The sequence below is a fragment of the Glutamicibacter mishrai genome, assembly GCF_012221945.1.
Lineage (GTDB): Bacteria > Actinomycetota > Actinomycetes > Actinomycetales > Micrococcaceae > Glutamicibacter > Glutamicibacter mishrai.
The window spans coordinates 136831-158245 of record NZ_CP032549.1; the positions used below are offsets into that span (position 1 = coordinate 136831).

Genomic DNA, 21415 nt, shown 5'->3' on the forward strand with positions numbered 1-21415 from the left:
ACGTCCGACATAAGCGTCCGCGAAATCTCGGCAGAGGATGCCAACTAGCAATACTCCTGGGCCAATTCAGGAACGCCCTGGTTCAGTGCCAAAAAATATGAAAGAAAAACTTCGGTATCAGGTACTTGGCCACCGCGACGGATAGTGCGGGCCGTCCAAAAATTCATTGCGATTAGCCTTAAAAGACCGACTTATTAACCTCGGAGGACTGCAGAAAGTGAGAATCCTTGTTCATTCCCGCTGCAGTTCATGAACCTGTTCAGCCTCTATGCAGGGACAACCTTCACAACAACGACGCCCTCGCCGTCGACCGCCGTTGATGCAGCGCCCATTTCCGGCTCAGAGGGATGGACGCAGCTCCAAGAAGACCTGCTGCGACAGCTGTCACGGTCAATGATGTTGCCAGCCCGCTGCTCATTTGGTCGAAAATTGCTCTGGCCACTTCACTGTCAATGTTGGAAAGCATCCGTTCTTGAATATAGTCAGGAATAAGAGTTTTCGAGGCAATGAAGCTAAGGCCACTCACGAGAGCTACCCATAGCAGTGCCTTCGAAAGATGCCTCGGACCGAGCAGAACGCCAGCGATCAGCACAGCGGCATTAAGGTAGAGCGCCCACGGCCCTACTCTGTCCACGAGCAGATACGCCTTTTGGACAGTCGGCAGCGCATCACTTTGGATCAATTTCATGTTCCACTCGAAATTGCCTGTTGCCGGCAAATCTGGAATTCCCAAACCGGTCAAGGACTTCGAGATCTCGGCTACTACATCGTCCAACTTGAAAGTTAGATTTCCAGCCTGGTCCAGGGAAGCAGAACTTTGGCCGGTGAAGATACGATCAGTGCTTTGATGACTCGTGCGCAATGCCGTTTGCCAGAGGGAAGCAAAGTTCTCGGATTGAACGACGCGCAACGCCGAGTTCTCAATAGCCTGGTTTGCTTTAGTTGCAATCTCTTCTGTGGGGATGAGACTCGACAGCCAACCGGTACCCGTCACCTCGTCAAGGCGTTCTTCGATGCGAAGGTGGTCGGAAACTGACTGCGCTACTTGCTCAGACACCAATTCCTGGAGTTCTTGGTCCTGAGCGAGCGGACTCATAGTCTTCACAAAGCCATCAGTGTCCGTCAGATGCCCTGCAGCCCATGCTGCTGAGATGGAGATCGGTGCTGCTATCACCGACGCCACCAGGCAAATGGTCGATAGCACGCTTCGCCAGAGAGATGGACGCAAGCTATTTTCCACACTGTACTCCCTACAAATGATGGCCTACCTATCCCCCGCCCATTAATCGTTGCACAGGGTGTTGTGAATTAAGCTGGATTCCGGCATGCGTTGGCGGATCAAAGCGACAACGGACGCCCGCTGTATTCAGGGGCGTCCGTTGTACCGAGTTCTCGGAATGTTTAGTCGAAGGTCGGGCTCTCAGTGCGAGTACGCTTCATTTCAAAGAAGTATGGGAATGATGCTAACTGCGCTGCCGCGTCAAACATCTTTCCTGCATCTTCGCCGGTCGGAACACGGGTAATCACAGGTCCGAAGAAGGCAACGCCGTCAACAGCAACAATCGGGGTGCCAACGTCTTGGCCGACTTTGCTGATGCCGGTCTCGTGGCTGGCACGCAATGCCTCGTCGTTGGCATCGGTGTGTGCTGCTTCGGCAAGTTCCGCGGGCAGCCCGGTCTTCTCAAGGGCCTTCTTGATAACTTCGTCGCGGTCTGTGACTTTCTCGTAATGGAACAATTCGCCCATTGCGGTGTACAGCTTATCTTTTGCTTCTTCGCCGTGCAGCTCGGCAGCCTTCAAGACTACGCGAACCGGTCCCCAGGATGAATCCATCATTGCGCGGTAATCTTCAGGCAAATCCCGGCCTTCGTTAAGGACAGAGAGGCTCATGACGTTCCAAGAAACGTCGATGTCGCGCACCTTCTCAACTTCCTTGATCCATCGGCTCGTGGCCCAGGCGAATGGGCAAATAGGATCAAACCAGAAATCAACGTGCTGACGCTCGGCCATGATTTACCAACTTCCTTACCGAATTAAAACTATTGAATCTTTTACTGTCTAAGCAGACTTCTTATCGCGCTTGGCGACCATGGCGTGTGAGAGCATCGCTGGCTCTTCACCGTCGATGACCGTGGCACGCGTAACCACCACTTCAGCTACATCTTCGCGGCTCGGCAGATCGAACATGACGCCGCCGAGTGTCTCCTCGAGAATCGAACGGAGGCCACGAGCACCGGTCTCGCGCTCGATGGCCAATTCCGCGACTGCGTCGAGCGCCGACTGATCGAAGCTCAGAGCAACCCCATCCATCTGGAACATCTTCTGATATTGCTTGAGCAAAGCATTCTTTGGTTCGGTCAAAACACGAACCAGTGCGTCCTTGTCCAGATGTTCAACGGTGGTTATAACAGGAAGACGACCAATGAATTCTGGAATCAAACCGAACTTCAACAAGTCTTCGGGACGTACGTCCGAGTACGATGCCGTCTCGCTCTTCAGCGCTGTCAACGGAGCTCCGAAGCCAATTCCCTTTTGTCCAGCGCGGGAGGAAATGATTTCTTCCAAGCCAGCGAAAGCGCCAGCGACGATGAACAGGATGTTGGTGGTATCCAGCTGGATAAAGTCCTGATGCGGATGCTTGCGACCGCCCTGCGGCGGTACAGCAGCTACTGTTCCTTCAAGGATTTTCAGCAATGCTTGCTGTACGCCTTCACCGGACACGTCACGAGTAATCGATGGGTTTTCGCTCTTACGTGAAATCTTGTCGATTTCATCGATATAGATGATGCCAGTTTCGGCCTTTTTAACGTCGTAGTCTGCTGCCTGCAACAGCTTAAGCAGGATGTTCTCGACGTCTTCACCCACATAGCCGGCCTCGGTCAGGCTTGTTGCGTCAGCTACGGCGAACGGCACATTGAGCTTTTTGGCCAATGACTGCGCCAGATAAGTCTTACCGCAGCCGGTCGGGCCAATGAGCATGATGTTCGACTTTGAGACTTCCACTTCACCCAGGGGGTCATCATTAGTCAAAGCGGCCACCGGCCCGTGATCCTGGTTTCCGTGGATGCGCTTGTAGTGGTTGTAGACCGCTACTGACAGGGCGCGCTTGGCGTTCTCCTGGCCAATGACATATTCCTGCAGGGAGTCAAAGATCTCTCGTGGCTTGGCCAGCGAGAACTCTTCGTGCACTTGCTCTTCAGCGAACTCCTCGGCAATGATCTCATTGCAAAGCTCAATGCACTCGGTACAAATGTAGACACCATGGCCTGCAATTAGCTTCTTAACCTGCTTTTGACTCTTCCCGCAGAAAGAGCATTTCAGTAGATCCGAGCCTTCACCCATGCGTCCCATCGCACCATTCTCCTGTTTACTTGAGTAGCTGTGGACTTACTCAATTCTAGGCTAGTTGTCCCCCAAATTAGATGAATATGGCGGTTTACCTGTGTTGCGCCACTTCACTTTTGTGAAGTGCGATCACTTGGTAAACCGCCATTCATCGGGGATTATTCCGAAAAAGAGCTAGTTGCCCAGCTGTGCGCGGTTAAGCTTGCGTGGCGTCAATACCTCGTCGACGATTCCGTAGGCCTTGGCTTCAGCTGCAGTCATGAACAAGTCGCGCTCTACGTCGTCACGAACCTTTTCCACTGGCTGGCCCGAGTGGGAAGCCAAAGTCTCTTCCAGCCAGCCGCGCATGCGCATGACTTCTTCAGCCTGGATCTGCAGATCGGTTGCGGTACCGCGTTCGCCGCCACCCATTGCAGGCTGGTGGATCAGCACACGTGCGTTAGGCAGAGCCAGACGCTTGCCCGGCGTACCGGCAGCCAACAGGACTGCAGCAGCCGATGCTGCCTGGCCCAAGCACACGGTCTGGACTTCCGGACGAATGAACTGGATCGTGTCATAGATGGCAGTCATCGCGGTGAACGAACCACCTGGCGAGTTGATGTACAGGGTGACATCGCGTTCCGGGTCCATGGATTCCAGGACCAGCAACTGGGCCATAACGTCGTCAGCTGATGCGTCGTCTACCTGGGCACCAAGGAAAATGATGCGGTCTTCGAACAGCTTTGCGTATGGATCCTGGCGCTTGAACCCGTAGGGGGTACGCTCTTCGAACTGCGGGAGGATGTATCGAGCCGAAGGCATCTGGCCAGCGACAGCTTCAGGATTGAAGTTCATGGTTTTCTCCTAGGACAAATCTTTGGGAATCAAGTGGTGAGTTCGACTACTGACGCTCTACGCCGCCGCCACCGGTAACGGAGCCGGCGTGCTTGGCGATCTGGTCGAAGAAGCCATAGGCAAGGCCCTCTTCTGCGGTGAACCACTTGTCACGCTGGTTATCGATCAGGATCTGCTCAACAGTCTGTCCGGTCTGCTCGGCGGTCAGATCACTCATGACCTTCTTCATGTGCATGATCAGCTCAGCCTGAATCTTGATGTCCGACGCGGTACCGCCGATGCCGCCCGAAGGCTGGTGCATCAGGATGCGTGCATTCGGAGTCGCGAAGCGCTTGCCCGGGGTGCCCGAGGAAAGCAGGAACTGTCCCATCGATGCAGCAAGACCGGTGGCGACGGTGACAACATCATTCGGGATGAAGTTCATCGTGTCGTAGATTGCCATGCCTGCGGTGATCGAACCGCCCGGCGAGTTGATGTACAGGTAGATGTCCTTCTCAGGGTCTTCTGCCGAAAGCAGGAGCAACTGCGAGCAAATTGCGTTCGCATTGTCGTCGCGGACTTCGGAGCCCAGCCAGATGATGCGCTCCTTGAGCAAGCGGTTGTAGATGTAGTCATCACGGCTGGCCGGATCGACGGCTGCCATAGTAGGAGTGCGCGAATCATTTGACATGTTCTCTACCTCTTCCAAACGTGTAGATCAGATTCTGGAATTTCTATTTCTAATCCCAAAGCTGCAACTGGTTACTTTGAGATTACTTACTTCAAGGCTTTCATGGGGCGTTTCATGCCCTTGTTTCGCTCACGGCGCATGAGGCACGCCTGCAGCGAACAAAAATGGCCATTGGCCGCCTTTTTCAAGGCGGCCAATGGCCATTCGAGTCTAGAAAAGACTACTTAGCTTCTTCAGCTTCAACTTCAGCAGCTTCTTCTTCGCCTGCTGGCTTCACGAAGGAAGTCAGGTCAACAGCGGCACCGTTGGAATCGGTGACGGTTGCGAATTCAAGAACCTTTGCCAGTGCCTTGCGACGGCGAACCTCGCCCATGAGCATTGGAACCTGGCCTGCGCCGTCCAGCATCTGTGCGAACTGGTTTGGCTCCATGCCGTACTGGCCTGCAGTCTGAACGATGTAGTCGATCAGCTCGGACTGCTCAACGCCAACTTCCTCAGCGTCTGCAACGGCGTCCAGGATGATTTCGTTCTTGAAGGCACGCTCAGTGTTCTCGCGAACCTCTGCACGGTGCTCTTCGGTATCGTGGCCATCTTCAGCGTCTGGAGCGTTGAAGTGCTGCTCGATCTGCTCGTCGATGACCGAAGCAGGAACTGGTACCTCGACCAGTTCAACCAGCTTGTCCAGAACCAATTCGCGGGCTTCTACGCCCTGCTCGACGATCTTGCCCTCTGCAGCGTCCTTGGCCAGGTTTTCGCGCAGTTCAGCAATGGTGTCGAATTCCGAAGCAAGCTGAGCGAAGTCATCATTTGCTTCTGGCAGTTCACGCTGCTTGACAGCGTTGATGACAACCTTGACGGTTGCTGCCTTGCCGGCGTGCTCGCCGCCAGCCAGGGTGGTTTCGAAGGTTGCGTCTTCGCCAGCAGACAGGCCGGTAACAGCCTCGTCCATGCCCTCAAGCATGTTGCCGGAACCGATCTGGTAGGACAGGCCCTGAGCCGAGTCAACCTCTTCGCCCTCGACCGAAGCGGTCAAGTCAATGGTAACGAAGGAATCTGCAGCTGCTGGAGCTTCAACTTCCTTCAGTGTGCCGAAGCGGCCACGCAGGTCGTCGAGAGCCTTCTCGATGTCCTCGTCAGCAACTTCCTTGGCTTCAACAGAAACCTCGAGGCCCTTGTAGTCCGGCAGTTCAACCTTCGGACGGATGTCAACTTCGAGGGTGAAGACCAGCTGGCCTTCGCCTTCCTTCTCGATCGAAGGCAGCTCGGTGATGTCGACCTCTGGGCGGGACAGTGGGGTGAGTTCGTTCTCGACCATTGCCTGCTGGTAGTACTCGTTCAGACCTTCGTTTACTGCGGTCTCGATGACGTAGCCACGGCCAACGCGCTGATCGATCAGGCGGGAAGGAACTTTGCCCTTGCGGAAGCCTGGGATCTGAATCTGCTGAGCGATGGTCTTGTACGCCTCATCGACGCGGGGCTTCAGTTCCTCGTAAGGAACTTCAACGGTCAGCTTAACCCGGGTCGGGTTGACGTTTTCGACGGCGCTCTTCACAGCGTTGTACTCCTGAGTTGTTTAATATTAGGTCTAATCTGCAAAAAACCCCGCAACATGGTGGCGTTGCGGGGTTGTTCGACAGAGTCGGGGTGACAGGATTCGAACCTGCGACCTCACGCTCCCAAAGCGCGCGCTCTAGCCAAGCTGAGCTACACCCCGATTAGCAGTGAACAGTCTAACCCGAGTCATCCTGTATCCACTAATCGTTTGTGATGCTTACTAGTTACCTTTGACAGTTTTTAGTGATCACAAGATCTAAATAATATTTAGCTCTCAATTTTCATGCCCGAGAATCCAAGGATTCCCTTGCATAAAGTCGGGGTGACAGGATTCGAACCTGCGACCTCACGCTCCCAAAGCGCGCGCTCTAGCCAAGCTGAGCTACACCCCGATTAGTCAGCCGCACTGAGCTTGCGCATCAGAGGATGTCTAACCGTTAGTTGATGAATCAGAAAATTTCTAAATCCCTGATTCAGCGAACCCAATTTCTCGGATTCAAAATATGGCTGAATTTCACTTCTTCCATAAAGTCGGGGTGACAGGATTCGAACCTGCGACCTCACGCTCCCAAAGCGCGCGCTCTAGCCAAGCTGAGCTACACCCCGATAAAGTTCGGAAAACCGTACTTCATCTGGACATTCCGTCCCGCGTTCAACCCGGGAATCATTTGTTTCCCGTGCTGATCACAAGAAACTAAGTTACACGGGTTCGAACCAAAAGCAAAATCGAACCTCCACCATGTCGCGGCCCACAGAGGGCCAAATCCCTTGAATTTCCGGTAATCACAAGGTTGATTTGGGACGGCTTGCTGAGATAAGTGAGTTGAATAACAGGAACATTCCAGCCGCGGCCTCGAAATTGAACGCAGATTCCAAAAAGGTTTGAGTGCAACGAAGCGCACTGCCAGGCCCAAAGAACCTGCTACCACGGCGAGATTCCTTGGACGCGAATACCCGAAGCCCGCAAGTGATGTGCCGGCGCATTCGGCACTGCAGGTCGGCCCGTCACCAGATCCGATACTCCCACAAACAGCAAAAGACCCCGTATCTCTACGGGGTCTTTCTTTGGAGGGGATGACGGGAATCGAACCCGCGTAATCAGTTTGGAAGACTGAGGCTTTACCATTAAGCTACATCCCCATTTCGAAGCATCCGTGCTTCGAACAAGATCGAGTCTAGACCATAAAAGATGCGCTTTGCAAATCGGCCATTTCCAGTCTCACTTGGAGCCTCTTGAATAGCATCTAGATTGCGCAACTCAAAGCTATACACGCCGTAGATATCGGAGGAAATGTATTCCTCTGCTCTCATTTGCGGCTTGCGCCCCTAACTCGCCTATTTTGCGCGCGGCCTCTTCTGGCATCTCGGGCACCAATAAAGTTTTCTTGCCGCAACTTCGGCCAAAGATATTTTTCCTGCGCAACGACGGCACCCCATTCCTTGGCGCTGATAAACGTAATACGCGTTGTCTGGCCATAGCGGCAGCCCTGGCTCCCTGTCTTCCGGCCGAGTAGTGATGATTTTTCCGTCACGAACTCCGTCTTCCATGACAGAAACAATGTCCAACCAGAGTTGTCGAACTTTTCGTGCCGATAGTTGATTGGCAGGAAGTTCAGGCGAGATTTTATTGCGGAACAGCGCTTCGGCACGATAGATGTTGCCAACACCGCTGATCACATTTTGATTCATCAACGTAATCCCAATGGCAGCCTTGGTACGGGAAAGATTCTTATGGAACTCCTTGTACCCGGCTTCTACTGTGGCAGCACCAGAACCAGAGTCCACGTTGGACTTGATGGCTTCAAAGGCTTGCGCAGCGCTCGCCAATGGATCTGGTCCTAATTTACCGAGATGTATTTGCACCTGGCTGTAGTCCAGCACTTCGCAGGCGGTGGGGCCGCGCAAATCGGCCCAACCATGTTCTGAAACTATGCGGGCACGAACGGCACCAACTGGATCCGGCGGACCTGCGTACACCTCATGCTCTGCTTCACCAGCTACTTCTCGTTCACCGATCTTGCGCGGGGCGCCGATTGACGAGGCGCCAGAAAAATGCTGGTCTCCCCCAAAACTGAATGCGCCGTAAAGCCCAAGATGCACACGGAGGTACAAATCGTTGGAGAACCGGCAAAAAAGCTGCTTGCCCTTGGCGAAGGCCTGCTCAAGTTGCTGCCCATCAATACGAGCAGCGTCAGCATTGAACCGGCCCTGCGGCGATGTGACTTGTACCGTTTGCCCGCCAAAGACATCGTCGATTTGGCGGGCCAAACGGTGAAGGGAATGTCCTTCTGGCACGACTAGTCGATAACCTCGCCAGTGGTTTCGTAAGATGCGATCTTCCCAATGCGACGAACGTGGCGCTCCGCTTCGCTGAATGGTTCAGCCAGGAAGGCTTCGATGAGCTCCGCGGCTTCCTCAACCGAGTGCTGGCGACCGCCCACGGCGATGACATTGGCATCATTGTGCTCACGAGCAAGCTTCGCAGTATCGAGGTTCCAAGCAAGTGCAGCACGAATGCCTTCGACCTTATTGGCGGCAATCTGCTCGCCGTTACCCGAACCGCCAAGAACAATACCCAGCGAGTCCAGGCCTGCGCGCTGATCTTCAACTACAGCCTTGGCTGCATTGATGCAGAATGCAGGGTAGTCATCTTCCGGATCGTAGGCCTTCGGACCATGGTTGATCATTTCGTAGCCCTTGGCGGTCAGGTGCCTCACCAAGTAGTCACTCAGTTCAAGTCCGGCATGGTCAGTGGCGATATGCACGCGCATAATCTGTAGCCTCATTTATCTGGGAGGGGTCAAATACTTCCTCATCTAGCTTAGCGATTTCGGCTGACTCAGTTGCCATAAAGCGCTCCGCTGGCCGCATTTTTACGTCTAAACCCCCGCGCGGTTGACCCAAAGCGCCTTGTTTTCGGCCGAAATCCGAAAATTGAGTAAATTGAACTCTGAGATGACTTGCTTTACACCCCGTTGCCAGTGACACAATATACAAATATTCAATATCCGTTTCATAACTGCCGCGGATGTACACCTCATGAAGAACTGGAGACCCCATGCCAGGAATGAACCTCACTCGTGCCGAGGCTTCGACTCGCGCAGAACTGCTCAATGTCGACAGCTATGAGGTGAGTCTGGACCTTACTCGGGGCGAACGTGTCTTCACGTCGAAAACCACAGTGCGGTTCACCGCTGCCGAGGGTTCTTCCACGTTCATCGATGCTGTAACTGATACGGTCCGCTCCATCAATCTCAATGGCGTGGAACTCGATCCAGCAGAGGTATCGGACGGCATTCGCATCCAGTTGCCGAATCTGGCAGCCGAGAACGTCCTGACCATCGATGCCGACGCGCTCTACATGAACACCGGCGAAGGCCTCCACCGGTTTGTAGACCCAGTCGATCAAGAGGTCTACCTCTACACCCAGTTTGAAGTCGCTGACTGCCGCCGCATGTTCGCAGTGTTCGAGCAGCCGGACCTCAAGGCGACTTTCCAGTTCACTGTTACCGCGCCAAAATACTGGAACGTCATCTCCAATGCTCCTACCCCTGAACCCGACGAACACGGCGAGGCAGCGACGTGGATCTTTGCCCCCACCCAGCGCATCTCCTGCTACATCACAGCATTGATTGCAGGACCCTACCAAGTCGCCCGTGACTCACTCGTGTCCTCCAGCGGCCGCACCGTCGAATTGGGTGTCTTTGCACGAGCTTCGATGATGGAATACCTGGACGTCGAAAACATCGTGACGATTACCCGCCAGGGATTCGAGTTCTACGAGAAGAACTTCGGCACTCCTTACCCATTCGAGAAGTACGACCAGCTCTTCGTCCCAGAATTTAACGCCGGGGCCATGGAGAACGCTGGCGCTGTGACATTCCTCGAAGAATACGTGTTCCGTTCCCGTCCAACCGGTGCCATGGTCGAACGCCGCGCCATCACCGTTCTGCACGAACTGGCACATATGTGGTTCGGCGACCTGGTCACCATGAAGTGGTGGAACGACCTGTGGCTCAACGAATCATTCGCTGAGTTCATGTCCACCCTGGCCGCAGCCCAGAACACCGAATTCACCAGCGCCTGGACAACCTTCAACACGCTTGAGAAAAACTGGGCCTACCGCCAGGACCAGCTCCCGTCGACTCACCCCATCGTTGCCCCGATCAATGATCTCGAAGACGTCGAGGTCAACTTCGATGGCATTACCTACGCCAAGGGCGCCAGCGTGCTCCGGCAGCTGGTTGCATTCGTTGGCCAGGAAGAATTCATGGCCGGCGTGCGCGAATACTTTGCCAAGCACGCCTGGTCCAACACCGAGCTTCCGGACTTGCTCAGTGAATTGGAAGCTGCCAGCGGACGTGATCTTAGCGATTGGGGCGCGCAGTGGCTTGAGACTGCCGGCGTCAATACCCTTAAGGCGGAGATCGACACGGACGCATCGGGAACCATCACCTCATTCACCATCCGCCAGACAGCGGTTGATGAATACCCGACGATTCGCCAGCATCGCCTTGCCGTAGGCTTCTACAGCCTCGATGAAGCAGGAACGCTGAAGCGCGTGCATCGCGAGGAGCTGGATATCTCGGGCGAGGCGACTGCAGTGGATTCCTTGGCAGGCCTACAGCGCCCAGACCTCGTCTTGCTCAATGACGACGATTTGACCTATGCCAAGATCCGCTTGGATGAACTCTCCCTGGCAACCGCCACCGAGCACCTCAAGGACTTCGAGGATTCCCTGCCTCGAACCTTGGTTTGGTCGGCTGCCTGGGACTCCGTGCGCGACGCCGAAGCACCAGCCAGCGTCTATGTTCAGCTGCTCTTGAACAACATCGGCCACGAGGTCGACTCGACCGTCATCATGGTCCTGCTTCGCCAGCTCAACACCTCGCTGGATAATTACGTTGCTTCCGAGCACAGCACCGATCTGTCAGTCCAGGCAGCGGACCGGCTTTGGCAATTGGCCAACGAGGCTCAGGCCGGTTCCGATGCCCAGCTGCAGCTGGCTAAGGCTTTCGCTCATCGTTCACGCACCGCAGAGCAGCTTGATCTTGTCCAGGCGCTTTTTGACGGTACGCAGTCTCTGGACGGACTGGCCATCGACACCGACCTTCGTTGGTCATTGGTAATTGCGCTCAGCGCCGGCGGTCGCCTGACGGATGAACAAATCGATGCCGTGTTGAAGAAGGACGACACCGCAAAGGGCAAGGCTTCCTGGTACACCGCTCGCGCCTCGCGGCCCACCCGTGCTGCCAAGGACGAGGCCTTTGAAGCAGCCACGGCCGCTACCCTGTCCAATGACCAGCAGAGCGCAATCATTGCCGGTTTCAACAACGTGCACGACGCATCGCTGATCGCCGATTACACCGAAAAGTACTTCGGGCTGCTCATCAAGTCGTGGGAGACCTTCTCCCACGAAATGGCTAAGCAGATTGTGCTCGGCTTCTACCCGAGTTCCCAGGTCTCCCAGCAGACCTTGGACCAGACCGAGGCATTCCTTGGATCACTCGGTGAGAAGCACCCGGCGCTTCGTCGCTTGTTGACCGAATCGGCAGCTGACGTCCGACGTGCGCTGGCGGCACGAGGTGCGGATGCCTAGTCCAAGGTCATAGCCGATACGGCGAACATTGGGGTGCACCCGGGCGCAGATCACTGTTCCGGGTGCACCCTAATGGTTTAAAGATGCAAGAATGAAGCTATGAATCTGTCGCGGCATGAGTATCACATCAGTTTGGAGTGGACAGGCAACCGGGGCACCGGGACCGACAGCTACCGTGGTTACGGCCGGGACCACGTGGTGCGTTCCGCTGGATTGCCGGACCTGCCGGGTACCGCCGATCCCACCTTCCATGGCGACAAAGATCGCTGGAACCCGGAGCAGCTATTGCTTGCGGCTCTGAGCCAATGCCACATGTTGTCTTATCTGCACCTGGCGGTGAACCATGGAGTCGCAGTAACCGGCTACCGTGATTCGGCCAATGGCCTGCTCCGGCTCAACCGCGACAACAGCGGAGAGTTCGTTCAGGCGGTACTGCATCCTTCGGTAAGCCTGGCAGACGAAATGCAACGCGAACTTGCCGATTCGCTTCATTCACAAGCGAACAAAATATGCTTCATCGCCAGATCCGTGAACTTCCCAGTCCTTCATGAACCTGTCCTTCCGAATCATTCCCGAGGAAACAATAATGAGTGAACACCCGCAGATCCCGCATAGCGTCAAGCAGGATCCGTTCAGCAAGCCTCTCGTCCTGGGCCCATCCAGCCAAGAATTCCTGGATCTTGCCAACGAGCCGGTCGATGCATCGCAGTACCCGGGGACTTTCTACCACGAGGTTGGCGGCCGTGAAGTCTTCGCCAAGCTGACCAAGAACTTTTATGATTCAGTCGCCGAAGACCAGGATTTTCGCGCCATGTACCCGGAGAAGGACCTTCATCCGGCACAAGTCCGGCTGCAGCTATTTCTCGAACAGTACTGGGGCGGGCCAACCACTTATTCAGAGCATCGCGGCCATCCCAGGCTGCGGATGCGGCACGGTAATTTCACCGTGAATTCGCACTACCGCGACGTATGGCTTGGCCACATGAACAAGGCCATCGATCAGCTTGAGCTTCCGCCGCTGCAGGCCGAAACCCTCAGGGATTATTTCGAGCGTGCGGCTCATTCCATGCTCAATACTCCCGATTAATCACGCCATAACGCGATTGGCTGGAACCTCAAGAGGTTCCAGCCAATCAGTTTTAAGTGGTCATTACCCGAGCAATGAGGATTGTCTCAGAAGCGCATGGCCCCGGCCATTACTAACCCGGTGCCACGAACCCTGCTTGAGAATCCTGCTTTCGCCGTCATGGGCCAAGAACCCGAGGGCATGCATGGCAAAAGCTGCACCCATGGGCAACGCAGGGGTCTGATTGTCCATCGTCGAGGACCAAATGCGCTGACGGATCTGCGAGATAACTGGTTTTCCAGGATTCTCCGGCAAAGCCTGGGCAACCGCATCGATGCCTGTCTGTGCTGCCGATGACAACGCCCGGTCCGAAATAATGCCCGCTTCTTCCCATCCGGACAATGGGACAGAAATGCCAGCCCAGCGTGCAGTAGCTTCTACCGGCGGCAGCGTGAATTCAACAGAGGACTCCCCCATGCGGGCCAAGCGATCCTGGATTGACGACAACGAGTAGCTCGCATTAACTTCTGCAGGCTTGGCAAGGCGATGCACCCTCATGCCCAGTATCGTGTATTGTCCTTGCCCGAGTTCGGCTGGCACTAATACCGGTACATAAACAGCTAATGCTGTCCCCCTAGCAACAAAGAGTGCAGCATCATCTTCTATAGTTTTTGCCCGGCTAATGAAGTTCGCAAGATCACTTACGGAATTAGCATCGTCAAAAATCAGTACATCGCTCGCCATGGATTAATGTTCTCACGCTCTGACAATGTGACGTTGTGGAATTAGCTGATGGCGTGATGTTTGCTCGAAAACTCGTATAGATTACCTATGAGCGGAGAAATCACTCGAAAATATTACTTTCAAGTAATATTGGTTTTGGTTCTACCCCACAGCACTTCAAGGAGTTTAAACCGTGACCGGAGACCTTGGCACCACCCAGATATTGCTTGATCTTCTCGCGCTAGACGGCGACAACGAGGCTCGTACCGACGAAGACATTTTTGTTGGACAGACGCCCACGCAGAATCGCAATCGAGTATTCGGAGGCCAGGTACTGGCTCAATCGATCATGGCAGCTACGCGCACGGTCGATGAAGCACGTGTCGTGCACTCCTTGCACGGCTATTTCTTGCGCCCCGGGGACCCTAACCAGAACATCACTTTTGGCGTACAACGCCTCCGGGACGGTCGATCCTTCTCGGCACGCCGGGTTCACGCCTACCAGAACGGCGAACCAATCCTCTCGATGATCGCTTCTTTCCAGGAACCCTCGGAAGGACTGGAGCATCATGATCCGATGCCGATCGAAGCCCCGGATCCCGAGTCGCTTCCAACTACAGCGGATCTCGTCGGGCACCTGAATCATCCAGTCGCCAAGGAGTGGGCTTTCGAACGTCCCTTCGACGTCCGCCACGTAACTGAGCCGATCTATCTTGCCGGCGACAAAAACCAGGTAGCAGATAGCGCTGTTTGGCTCCGCACAACCTCGGCAATGCCAGACGATCTAGCATTGCATCGCGCGGCGTTGGCCTACGCCAGCGACTACGTCTTATTAGAGCCCATATTGCGTGCTCATGGTTTAGCTTGGGTGCACCCAGGACTGAGCATCGCCAGCCTTGATCACGCCATGTGGTGGCACCAGGACTTCAGGGTCGACCAGTGGCTGCTCTATGTCCTCCACTCCCCTTCCGCGTCTTCAGCACGCGGCTTGGGAACAGGCCAGTTCTTTAATCGCGACGGACAGCTTGTGGCAACCGTCGCCCAAGAGGGCATGATCCGATTGCCGGAATTCGGCAAGAAATAGCGTCCCCGGAAATTTTTGCTGACCTTATCAGCTAAATTTCCAGCTCGATGGGTTCCGCTGGAACAGATACACATGTCAGTATCTGCCCAGCGGAAACCGAAGCGCTGGGTTCCATCGGGTAGCTCACGCTGCCCTTGAGTAACCTGACGGAACACTGGCCACATGTTCCGGCCCGGCAAAGGCTTGGCGCATCTACGCCTGCGGATTCGAGTGCCTCCAACAGAACTCCATCCTCTGGCTTCCAGGTAAATTCGGTTCCAGATTCTCGGCAACTGACTCCTGTGGCAGGGAATTCCTTGAAAAGCTTCGAAAGGTCAGTTTGCGGAGAGGCGAACATCTCACTATGGATATTCTCGGGCGGTATTCCTAGCGCAACGCACAAGTCATTAACTGACCGGGTGAATCCTTCAGGTCCGCAAATAACGACGCTGTCACAGGCCTCGACAACGCTGGCGATTTCCTCGCGGGTCGGACGCCTGATAGAACTGTCGAAATGATGACGCACTACCTTGGCGCTGAGCGGTTCCGAAACTTGCACCGCTCGATCGCTCAGTTCGCTCGGCAGGCCTCGTTCAACATGCAGCATGTGAAGCTCGTCAACAAGCGACGCATTTTCGGTGTCGCGAAGCAACCCGAGCACCGGGGTGATTCCAATACCCGCGGTGACGAACGCGGTTTTCCGACGCAGAACATTCGCTGCGGTAGTCGTCCCATATGGTCCGGACACCAAGAGCTCATCCCCCGCGCGTAGCTTTGCTAATCGCTGAGAGACAGCACCTTGTAGCCTCACCGCAATTTTCACTGCTCCGTTTGCCACGGAGGTGATCGTGTAGTTGCGCCACAAAGGATCAGCGAAATGAACGCGTAGGTATTTCCCAGCTTCATCGTGGTCGCTAAACCAATTGAACGGATCGCTGAGGGTGAGCTCTACGATTTCTGAACGATGATGAACAGCATCCAGTACGGTGGCAAACCGCGGAGAACGCTTGGAGGGAACGAGGTGCTTTTCGTCGGCGCTCATATTCTCAACCTCGATGCTGGACCCAACATCCAAGGTTCCAGAAGTAAGAACAGTGCCGTAGATGCCGCAGTGCAAGTGCCCAAAGTGTGTTGCCAATAATCGAGGTCCATTTGCATCAACCTCGGTGGTTTCTGGATTGACCGAGGTGGCTGAGCACCGTTCGATGGATTTCGTGATAGCGATTTTCACGTCGCCTATCCGCAAGATTTTGCCGATCAAGCCGAACTCGGCAAATGCCGGCAGACCTTCGAGAAGGATGTTGCCACGATACCGGCGTGGATCGAGGTCAATTTTCCCTGCGTTGGAAAGTTGCTTGACCGTATTTGGATTGATTAGTGAAATCCCGGACAGTTTGGAATCAAACATGCCCCGTGGTGTTGAGACCACTTGACGTGGGTGCGATCCTTGCGTTGGCAGGTGCGCGGACAGATATTCTCGCAACTCGATGCGGCCATCCGGATGCGACGAGTCGAAGGTCAGCGAATTGTTCGACGGCGTGCCAGGAGCCGATACGGTAATCATGGGTGGCTCTGACTTCACAGACCACTTTTGCAAGCTCTTGTCGTTCTTCAGGATGGTGAAGCTCAGGCAGCTGCTCCATTCACCGTCGGAGACATCAACCGTGCCATTGGAAAAAGCCACACTTCGATCACCAAGCAGTCCGCCATCTTCGTGCACCGGCACTGACTCGATTGATTCTCCAGGCAAGCCTTTGACGGGGAAACGGAACAACTGATCGATTCTCATATTCCAAGTCTAATTATCAATGCCTACCGCAAACGACAAGATGAACGACAAGGTCTGGATTCTTTTATAACTAATCAGAAGGCCTATTCACTATATTCGTCTGAGTCAAGGCGCCTCGCCCCTGCGCCCTGTTGAGAGAGCTGGTCATCAGGATTCAGAAGGTTGCACGCCTGCATCGACAGGCAGCCACAACCGATGCACCCCATGAGGCGATCTTCCAGTTCTTCAATTGCTCGTCGTCGCGCTTCAAGGACGAGCTTCCAGTGAGCGGTGGCTCGAACCCAATCTTCCTCGGACGGCAGTCGATCCATCGGAACGGGGGCAAGCGCCTCCTTGATATCGCTAAGTGCAATGCCCAATTGCCTGCCCACGGTGATCAACGAAATTCGACGTAGCAAGTGCCTAGGATAGCGACGCTGATTTCCTGAAGTTCGCAGGGAAGTTATGAGTCCAAGCTCTTCATAGTAGTGAAGCGCAGAACGTGCGACGCCTGTGCGCTCGCTGACCTGGCCAATGGATAGGAGTTCCTCAGCAGGTTGCTCCTGTGGCTCTTCGGTGCCGTTCGATATGCGAATCATCACTTGCCCTCTACTTGACCTCAAGTTCGCTTGAGGTCTTAGTGTTGAGGTTATCAGTATCGTTGGTGAGAACATAAGACACTCTCACATCACCTGCTGAACAGCGAATTTCTGTTCGGCTTGAAGGAGCTATTGGATGAGCCAGTTGTCAGATGATTTTCGCACCGCGTTTCGTCATCATCCAGCCGGAGTAGCACTCGTTACCGCGACTGTAGACGGATTGCCCTACGGATTGACGATTTCATCTTTGGCTTCCTTATCAATTGATCCCGTGGCGGTCTCGTTTTCACTCGCCAAGGAGTCAGGTGCCGCAGGAGCCGTATTAGCAGCTCCAAGTTTCATCATTCATATGCTCGCTGAAGAGCATGAAGATCTGGCCAACAATTTCGCTCGGCCAGGTGCGCCACGATTCACTTCGGACCAGAATTTTCAGTTCCTTCCCACCGGCGAGCCCTACTTCTCCGATGCCCCCATTGCTTTTAGATCCACCATTCATTCATCTATCAGTGTGGGAGGCTCTCGTCTGATCGCGGCCGAAGTCCACGAGATTCTTCGAGGTTCCCCGCAGCAGCATCTTTTACACCAGAATCGGCAATACGTCAGACTTTCGAGCTTTCTGGCACCAACGTATCAAGATTGACTCTTCAGATTCGAATAGTCCTTAAAACAGCGATGGCCGCCAAAAATGGCGGCCATCGCTGTATCATCTCCTAGTCGCGAGTCAGGCGACGGTGGGTAACACGATGCGGCTTCGCAGCATCGACGCCCAGGCGTTCGACCTTGTTCGCTTCGTAGGACTCGAAGTTACCCTCGAACCAGTACCAGCTCGATGGATTTTCCTCGGTGCCCTCATAGGCAAGGATGTGGGTAGCTACTCGGTCCAGGAACCAGCGGTCGTGAGAGACAACGACAGCGCAACCCGGGAAATCAAGCAACGCGTTTTCCAGCGAAGACAGGGTTTCAACGTCCAAGTCGTTAGTAGGCTCATCGAGAAGCAACAGGTTGCCGCCCTGCTTCAACGTCAACGCCAAGTTCAAGCGGTTACGCTCACCACCGGAGAGCACGCCGGCCTTCTTCTGCTGGTCTGGTCCCTTGAACCCGAACGCGGAGACATAAGCTCGCGAAGGCATCTCGACCTGGCCGACGTTGATGTAGTCAAGTCCGTCAGAAACAACTTCCCACAATGACTTGTTTGGGTCGATATTTTCACGGTTCTGGTCGACATAGGAAATCTTGACGGTTTCGCCGATCTTCAGCGAGCCACCGTCGAGTTCTTCCATGCCGACGATGGTCTTGAATAACGTCGACTTACCAACACCGTTAGGGCCGATGACACCGACGATGCCGTTGCGTGGCAACGAGAATGACAGTCCGTCAATCAGTACGCGATCGCCGAAGCCCTTCTTCAAGTCGTTAGCCTCGATGACGACCTGACCCAAACGTGGGCCTGGCGGAATCTGAATCTCTTCGAAGTCCAGCTTGCGAGTGCGCTCTGCTTCTGCAGCCATTTCTTCGTATCGGGCCAGACGGGCCTTGGACTTGGTCTGGCGACCCTTGGCGTTAGAACGAACCCACTCGAGTTCTTCAGCCAGTCGCTTAGCGAGCTTCTGGTCCTTCTTGCCCTGAACCTCCATACGTTCGCGCTTCTTCTCCAGGTAGGTGGAGTAGTTGCCTTCGTATGGGTGCAGACGACCACGGTCAACTTCACAGATCCATTCGGCGACATGGTCCAGGAAGTAGCGATCGTGGGTGACAGCGAGGACGGCGCCCGGGTAAGCAGCAAGGTGCTGTTCCAGCCAAAGTACCGATTCTGCGTCCAAGTGGTTAGTTGGTTCGTCCAAAAGCAGCAAATCCGGCTTCTGGAGCAACAACTTGCACAGGGCTACACGACGACGCTCACCACCGGAGAGGTGCGTGACCATCTCGTCGCCTGGTGGGCAACGAAGAGCGTCCATAGCCTGTTCGAGCTGATTGTCGATGTCCCAAGCGTCGGCCGCATCGATTGCTTCCTGAAGCTTGCCCATCTCTTCGAGCAACGCATCGAAGTCGGCGCCTTCTTGGGCCATTTCTTCTGAAATCTCGTTAAAGCGAGTGATCTTCTCGTAGATCTCGCCAACACCTTCCTGGACATTGCCCAGAACGGTCTTTTCTTCGTTAAGTGGTGGCTCCTGCATCAGGATGCCTACCGAATATCCTGGCGAGAGTCGAGCCTCACCGTTGGACGGGGTATCGAGACCCGCCATGATCTTCAAGATCGTTGACTTACCAGCACCGTTCGGACCTACAACACCAATTTTGGCGCCTGGGAAGAACGACATGCTGACGTTGTCAAGGATGACTTTGTCACCAACGGCCTTGCGAGCCTTGGTCATCGTATAAATGAATTCCGCCATGCTCTTAAGGCTAGTCGGTTAGAGGCGTCAATTCCGAATTCTCACCCAACTATTTTGGGTTGGCGGTGTCCGGTCTCACAGGAATGAACCGAACATCGCCAATCTGCCCGAAATCATGCGGCTTGATCGTCACCTTTCGGCCAACTTCCTTCTGCCTCCGTCGACGAGTCCTGATGCGAGATCCGCTCAAAGTCACCGGCCTCGGTACGAACACGGGCGAAGGAACTCGTCCCGAACCGCAAATCGTGTCCGATGCTGTATGCCTCGATATCCGCGCTGTTGCCTTTGGTTCCATCCGCCCGTTCGAATTCGCGAATTTGAAGTTTGCCAAAGACCATTACGTGGTCGCCTTGGGCCAGCGACTCCATTGTGTTTTCGGCCAGGCCTCTAAACGCTGAGATGGAATACCAGTTGGTGGGCCCATCAACCCATTGCCCTGACTCCTGATCCTTCTTGCGCTCATGAGTCGCGGCACGAAACTTCAACACCGCCACTCCTTTGGCCGTCACAGTCAATTGCGGATCCGTGCCCACAACTGCACGGATAGTCACCAGATCACTCACGCGTACCACTCCTTAGTTTCCTAACGTCAAGGATTTTTCTCGACGTTGCTGTCCATGATGAACGAATGCCACGAAGGAGGATTCGTAGTTCTAACGAGTTGTGGAAACTGAACTTTTAGGCGCGACGCCGACGAGCGGTCAGAAAATAGACGAATCCAATGACCACCGCTGGCGCGACCCAACCAGACCAGCCCATGATGGAAGCTTCAGTCGAATCAATGGAGGCACCAACAGTCATGAATAGCGAGGTTAGGCCCACGCTGGCGTTGAACACGCCATGGGCGAGCGCAGCGGGCCAGACCGAGTCACTGAAAGTTCGAATCCAACCGAGGAAAGCACCGAGAACGACGCACACACCACACATAGCGAATACTCCCCATACAGGTGCCAGTGGGTAGTTGTATCCGAGCAGGATTAGCGGTGCATGCCAAAGTCCCCAAACAACACCTGAGACAAGAATTGCCACGGACTTCCCAAAGCGCAGCAATCGGGGCCACAGCCAACCGCGCCATCCAACTTCCTCCCCGATGGCCAATAACGCGTTGGCCAATCCCGCCACAGCTATGAGCACTGCTTGATCGATGAGATACAACGCGGGCCCCTTGGTTCCCGCGACAAAATGCAAGAGTGCGAAGTTCTGAAGATCTCCAGGGAATACGCCAAGCCACGTACCTACAACGGGCGCTTGCGCCACGAGCAGGACGGGAACCGCAATTGCCAATGGGAGGCTAGCTAAAAATCTCCGGGGGCGATTGATTGGCCAGAGCCCGGTCTCCCGAAGAAATGCACGCCCTCGCCCTTCGAGTAATAAAATAACCAAGGCAGCCAAGCTGGGGGTAAACATCATCAGCGACGCGATCGTCGTGAAATTGGGTTCCTGAAGTCCCTTGCCTAACCACAATGGTGAAGCGACGCACCAACCAAACAGCAGGGTTAGCGCCACGAAAAACACAATGCTCAGTCGGCTATCAAATCTCAACTTCGGCACTTTAAGTACCCCTAATCAGCATCCCGAATCCGGCTCTACCACCACCCTACCGACCTCAAGTCGTAGTTTCAGCGAGCAATAAGCTAAACTATTTTCGGTTATGCCTCCATAGCTCAGCTGGATAGAGCAAGAGCCTTCTAATCTCTAGGTCGTGGGTTCGAATCCCGCTGGGGGCACAATTCCAAAGACTGCCAACCACCTTCATTGAATGTGGCTGGCAGTCTTTTTTGCTTCCAAACCTGACATAGAT

General features: G+C 54.7%; 19 protein-coding genes and 5 tRNA genes. 6 read left to right on the plus strand and 18 right to left on the minus strand.

Features of this window, described 5'->3' with window-relative positions; all coding sequences use genetic code 11:
* Window positions 1-283 precede the first annotated feature (283 nt).
* From D3791_RS00635 to D3791_RS00690, 12 genes are all read right to left on the minus strand, one after another.
* Complete coding sequence (locus tag D3791_RS00635) at window positions 284-1240, minus strand: hypothetical protein (RefSeq protein ID WP_172511021.1); 957 nt, start codon at window positions 1238-1240, stop codon at window positions 284-286.
* Between the two features lie 161 nt (window positions 1241-1401).
* Window positions 1402-2010, minus strand: a complete 609-nt coding sequence (locus D3791_RS00640; protein WP_022875334.1) for a mycothiol-dependent nitroreductase Rv2466c family protein — start codon at window positions 2008-2010, stop codon at window positions 1402-1404.
* Between the two features lie 48 nt (window positions 2011-2058).
* Complete coding sequence (clpX, locus tag D3791_RS00645) at window positions 2059-3351, minus strand: ATP-dependent Clp protease ATP-binding subunit ClpX (RefSeq protein WP_022875335.1); 1293 nt, start codon at window positions 3349-3351, stop codon at window positions 2059-2061.
* A gap of 168 nt (window positions 3352-3519) precedes the next feature.
* Window positions 3520-4179, minus strand: a complete 660-nt coding sequence (locus D3791_RS00650; RefSeq protein WP_172511022.1) for an ATP-dependent Clp protease proteolytic subunit — start codon at window positions 4177-4179, stop codon at window positions 3520-3522.
* A 46-nt stretch (window positions 4180-4225) separates the two neighbouring features.
* On the minus strand, window positions 4226-4822 hold the full coding sequence (locus D3791_RS00655) for an ATP-dependent Clp protease proteolytic subunit (protein WP_028268560.1): 597 nt from the start codon (window positions 4820-4822) through the stop codon (window positions 4226-4228).
* Between the two features lie 247 nt (window positions 4823-5069).
* Window positions 5070-6401 carry a trigger factor gene (gene tig / locus D3791_RS00660; RefSeq protein ID WP_172511023.1) on the minus strand — a complete coding sequence of 444 codons (1332 nt, stop codon included), beginning with the start codon at window positions 6399-6401 and terminating at the stop codon, window positions 5070-5072.
* Between the two features lie 87 nt (window positions 6402-6488).
* A tRNA-Pro gene (locus tag D3791_RS00665) sits at window positions 6489-6563 on the minus strand.
* Window positions 6564-6720: 157 nt separating this feature from the next.
* Window positions 6721-6795, minus strand: a tRNA-Pro gene (locus D3791_RS00670).
* Window positions 6796-6934: 139 nt separating this feature from the next.
* A tRNA-Pro gene (locus D3791_RS00675) sits at window positions 6935-7009 on the minus strand.
* 460 nt (window positions 7010-7469) lie between these two features.
* Window positions 7470-7543: transfer RNA gene (locus D3791_RS00680), tRNA-Gly, on the minus strand.
* 195 nt (window positions 7544-7738) lie between these two features.
* Window positions 7739-8698, minus strand: coding sequence for an Fpg/Nei family DNA glycosylase (locus D3791_RS00685; protein ID WP_081638170.1), 960 nt, complete (start codon window positions 8696-8698; stop codon window positions 7739-7741).
* A 2-nt stretch (window positions 8699-8700) separates the two neighbouring features.
* Window positions 8701-9174 carry a ribose-5-phosphate isomerase gene (locus D3791_RS00690; protein ID WP_022876363.1) on the minus strand — a complete coding sequence of 158 codons (474 nt, stop codon included), beginning with the start codon at window positions 9172-9174 and terminating at the stop codon, window positions 8701-8703.
* Between the two features lie 287 nt (window positions 9175-9461).
* Here D3791_RS00690 and pepN point away from each other — a divergent pair, with 287 nt between their 5' ends.
* The 3 genes from pepN (at window position 9462) to D3791_RS00705 (ending at window position 13089) form a co-directional block, all read left to right on the plus strand.
* A complete protein-coding gene (pepN, locus tag D3791_RS00695; RefSeq protein WP_172511024.1) occupies window positions 9462-12002 on the plus strand; it encodes an aminopeptidase N in 2541 nt (846 codons plus the stop codon).
* A 99-nt stretch (window positions 12003-12101) separates the two neighbouring features.
* Entirely contained in the window at window positions 12102-12596 is a 495-nt protein-coding gene (locus tag D3791_RS00700) for an OsmC family protein (protein WP_022876365.1), read from the plus strand.
* Complete coding sequence (locus D3791_RS00705) at window positions 12589-13089, plus strand: globin (RefSeq protein ID WP_022876366.1); 501 nt, start codon at window positions 12589-12591, stop codon at window positions 13087-13089. Before D3791_RS00700 ends, D3791_RS00705 begins: the two co-directional genes overlap by 8 nt.
* A 63-nt stretch (window positions 13090-13152) precedes the next feature.
* Here D3791_RS00705 and D3791_RS00710 read toward each other — a convergent pair whose 3' ends face one another.
* On the minus strand, window positions 13153-13812 hold the full coding sequence (locus D3791_RS00710; RefSeq protein WP_172511025.1) for a DUF8185 domain-containing protein: 660 nt from the start codon (window positions 13810-13812) through the stop codon (window positions 13153-13155).
* Window positions 13813-13984: 172 nt separating this feature from the next.
* Between D3791_RS00710 and D3791_RS00715 the strand changes: the two genes are divergently transcribed.
* Window positions 13985-14875 carry an acyl-CoA thioesterase gene (locus D3791_RS00715; protein ID WP_061951931.1) on the plus strand — a complete coding sequence of 297 codons (891 nt, stop codon included), beginning with the start codon at window positions 13985-13987 and terminating at the stop codon, window positions 14873-14875.
* A 31-nt stretch (window positions 14876-14906) separates the two neighbouring features.
* On the opposite strand, the gene D3791_RS00720 is transcribed toward D3791_RS00715, so the two are convergent.
* Both D3791_RS00720 and soxR read right to left on the minus strand, forming a co-directional pair.
* Window positions 14907-16643: a 2Fe-2S iron-sulfur cluster-binding protein gene (locus D3791_RS00720; protein WP_172511026.1), complete on the minus strand. Its 1737-nt coding sequence runs from the start codon at window positions 16641-16643 to the stop codon at window positions 14907-14909.
* Between the two features lie 83 nt (window positions 16644-16726).
* Window positions 16727-17221: a redox-sensitive transcriptional activator SoxR gene (gene soxR / locus D3791_RS00725; RefSeq protein ID WP_172512861.1), complete on the minus strand. Its 495-nt coding sequence runs from the start codon at window positions 17219-17221 to the stop codon at window positions 16727-16729.
* 136 nt (window positions 17222-17357) lie between these two features.
* Between soxR and D3791_RS00730 the strand changes: the two genes are divergently transcribed.
* Window positions 17358-17861 (plus strand): flavin reductase family protein, encoded by a 504-nt coding sequence (locus D3791_RS00730; protein ID WP_081638171.1) that lies wholly within the window; start codon window positions 17358-17360, stop codon window positions 17859-17861.
* A gap of 70 nt (window positions 17862-17931) precedes the next feature.
* On the opposite strand, the gene ettA is transcribed toward D3791_RS00730, so the two are convergent.
* The 3 genes from ettA to D3791_RS00745 all read right to left on the minus strand — a co-directional run bounded on the left by ettA (window position 17932) and on the right by D3791_RS00745 (window position 21165).
* Window positions 17932-19614: an energy-dependent translational throttle protein EttA gene (ettA, locus tag D3791_RS00735; RefSeq protein ID WP_172511027.1), complete on the minus strand. Its 1683-nt coding sequence runs from the start codon at window positions 19612-19614 to the stop codon at window positions 17932-17934.
* Window positions 19615-19727: 113 nt separating this feature from the next.
* Window positions 19728-20177, minus strand: a complete 450-nt coding sequence (locus D3791_RS00740) for a single-stranded DNA-binding protein (protein WP_172511028.1) — start codon at window positions 20175-20177, stop codon at window positions 19728-19730.
* Between the two features lie 115 nt (window positions 20178-20292).
* Window positions 20293-21165 (minus strand): CPBP family intramembrane glutamic endopeptidase, encoded by an 873-nt coding sequence (locus D3791_RS00745; RefSeq protein ID WP_152485562.1) that lies wholly within the window; start codon window positions 21163-21165, stop codon window positions 20293-20295.
* Window positions 21166-21267: 102 nt separating this feature from the next.
* On the opposite strand from D3791_RS00745, the gene D3791_RS00750 reads away from it, so the two are divergent.
* A tRNA-Arg gene (locus tag D3791_RS00750) sits at window positions 21268-21341 on the plus strand.
* Window positions 21342-21415 lie beyond the last annotated feature (74 nt).

What these genes read in the sequence shown, in the direction of transcription:
- D3791_RS00640 (WP_022875334.1), bottom strand. Translation starts at nt 2,010, where the DNA reads ATGGCCGAGCGTCAGCACGTTGATTTCTGGTTTGATCCTATTTGCCCA.
- clpX (WP_022875335.1), bottom strand. Translation starts at nt 3,351, where the DNA reads ATGGGACGCATGGGTGAAGGCTCGGATCTACTGAAATGCTCTTTCTGC.
- D3791_RS00650 (WP_172511022.1), bottom strand. Translation starts at nt 4,179, where the DNA reads ATGAACTTCAATCCTGAAGCTGTCGCTGGCCAGATGCCTTCGGCTCGA.
- D3791_RS00655 (WP_028268560.1), bottom strand. Translation starts at nt 4,822, where the DNA reads ATGGCAGCCGTCGATCCGGCCAGCCGTGATGACTACATCTACAACCGC.
- D3791_RS00690 (WP_022876363.1), bottom strand. Translation starts at nt 9,174, where the DNA reads ATGCGCGTGCATATCGCCACTGACCATGCCGGACTTGAACTGAGTGAC.
- pepN (WP_172511024.1), top strand. Translation starts at nt 9,462, where the DNA reads ATGCCAGGAATGAACCTCACTCGTGCCGAGGCTTCGACTCGCGCAGAA.
- D3791_RS00700 (WP_022876365.1), top strand. Translation starts at nt 12,102, where the DNA reads ATGAATCTGTCGCGGCATGAGTATCACATCAGTTTGGAGTGGACAGGC.
- D3791_RS00705 (WP_022876366.1), top strand. Translation starts at nt 12,589, where the DNA reads ATGAGTGAACACCCGCAGATCCCGCATAGCGTCAAGCAGGATCCGTTC.
- D3791_RS00710 (WP_172511025.1), bottom strand. Translation starts at nt 13,812, where the DNA reads ATGGCGAGCGATGTACTGATTTTTGACGATGCTAATTCCGTAAGTGAT.
- D3791_RS00720 (WP_172511026.1), bottom strand. Translation starts at nt 16,643, where the DNA reads ATGAGAATCGATCAGTTGTTCCGTTTCCCCGTCAAAGGCTTGCCTGGA.
- soxR (WP_172512861.1), bottom strand. Translation starts at nt 17,221, where the DNA reads ATGATTCGCATATCGAACGGCACCGAAGAGCCACAGGAGCAACCTGCT.
- D3791_RS00730 (WP_081638171.1), top strand. Translation starts at nt 17,358, where the DNA reads ATGAGCCAGTTGTCAGATGATTTTCGCACCGCGTTTCGTCATCATCCA.
- ettA (WP_172511027.1), bottom strand. Translation starts at nt 19,614, where the DNA reads ATGGCGGAATTCATTTATACGATGACCAAGGCTCGCAAGGCCGTTGGT.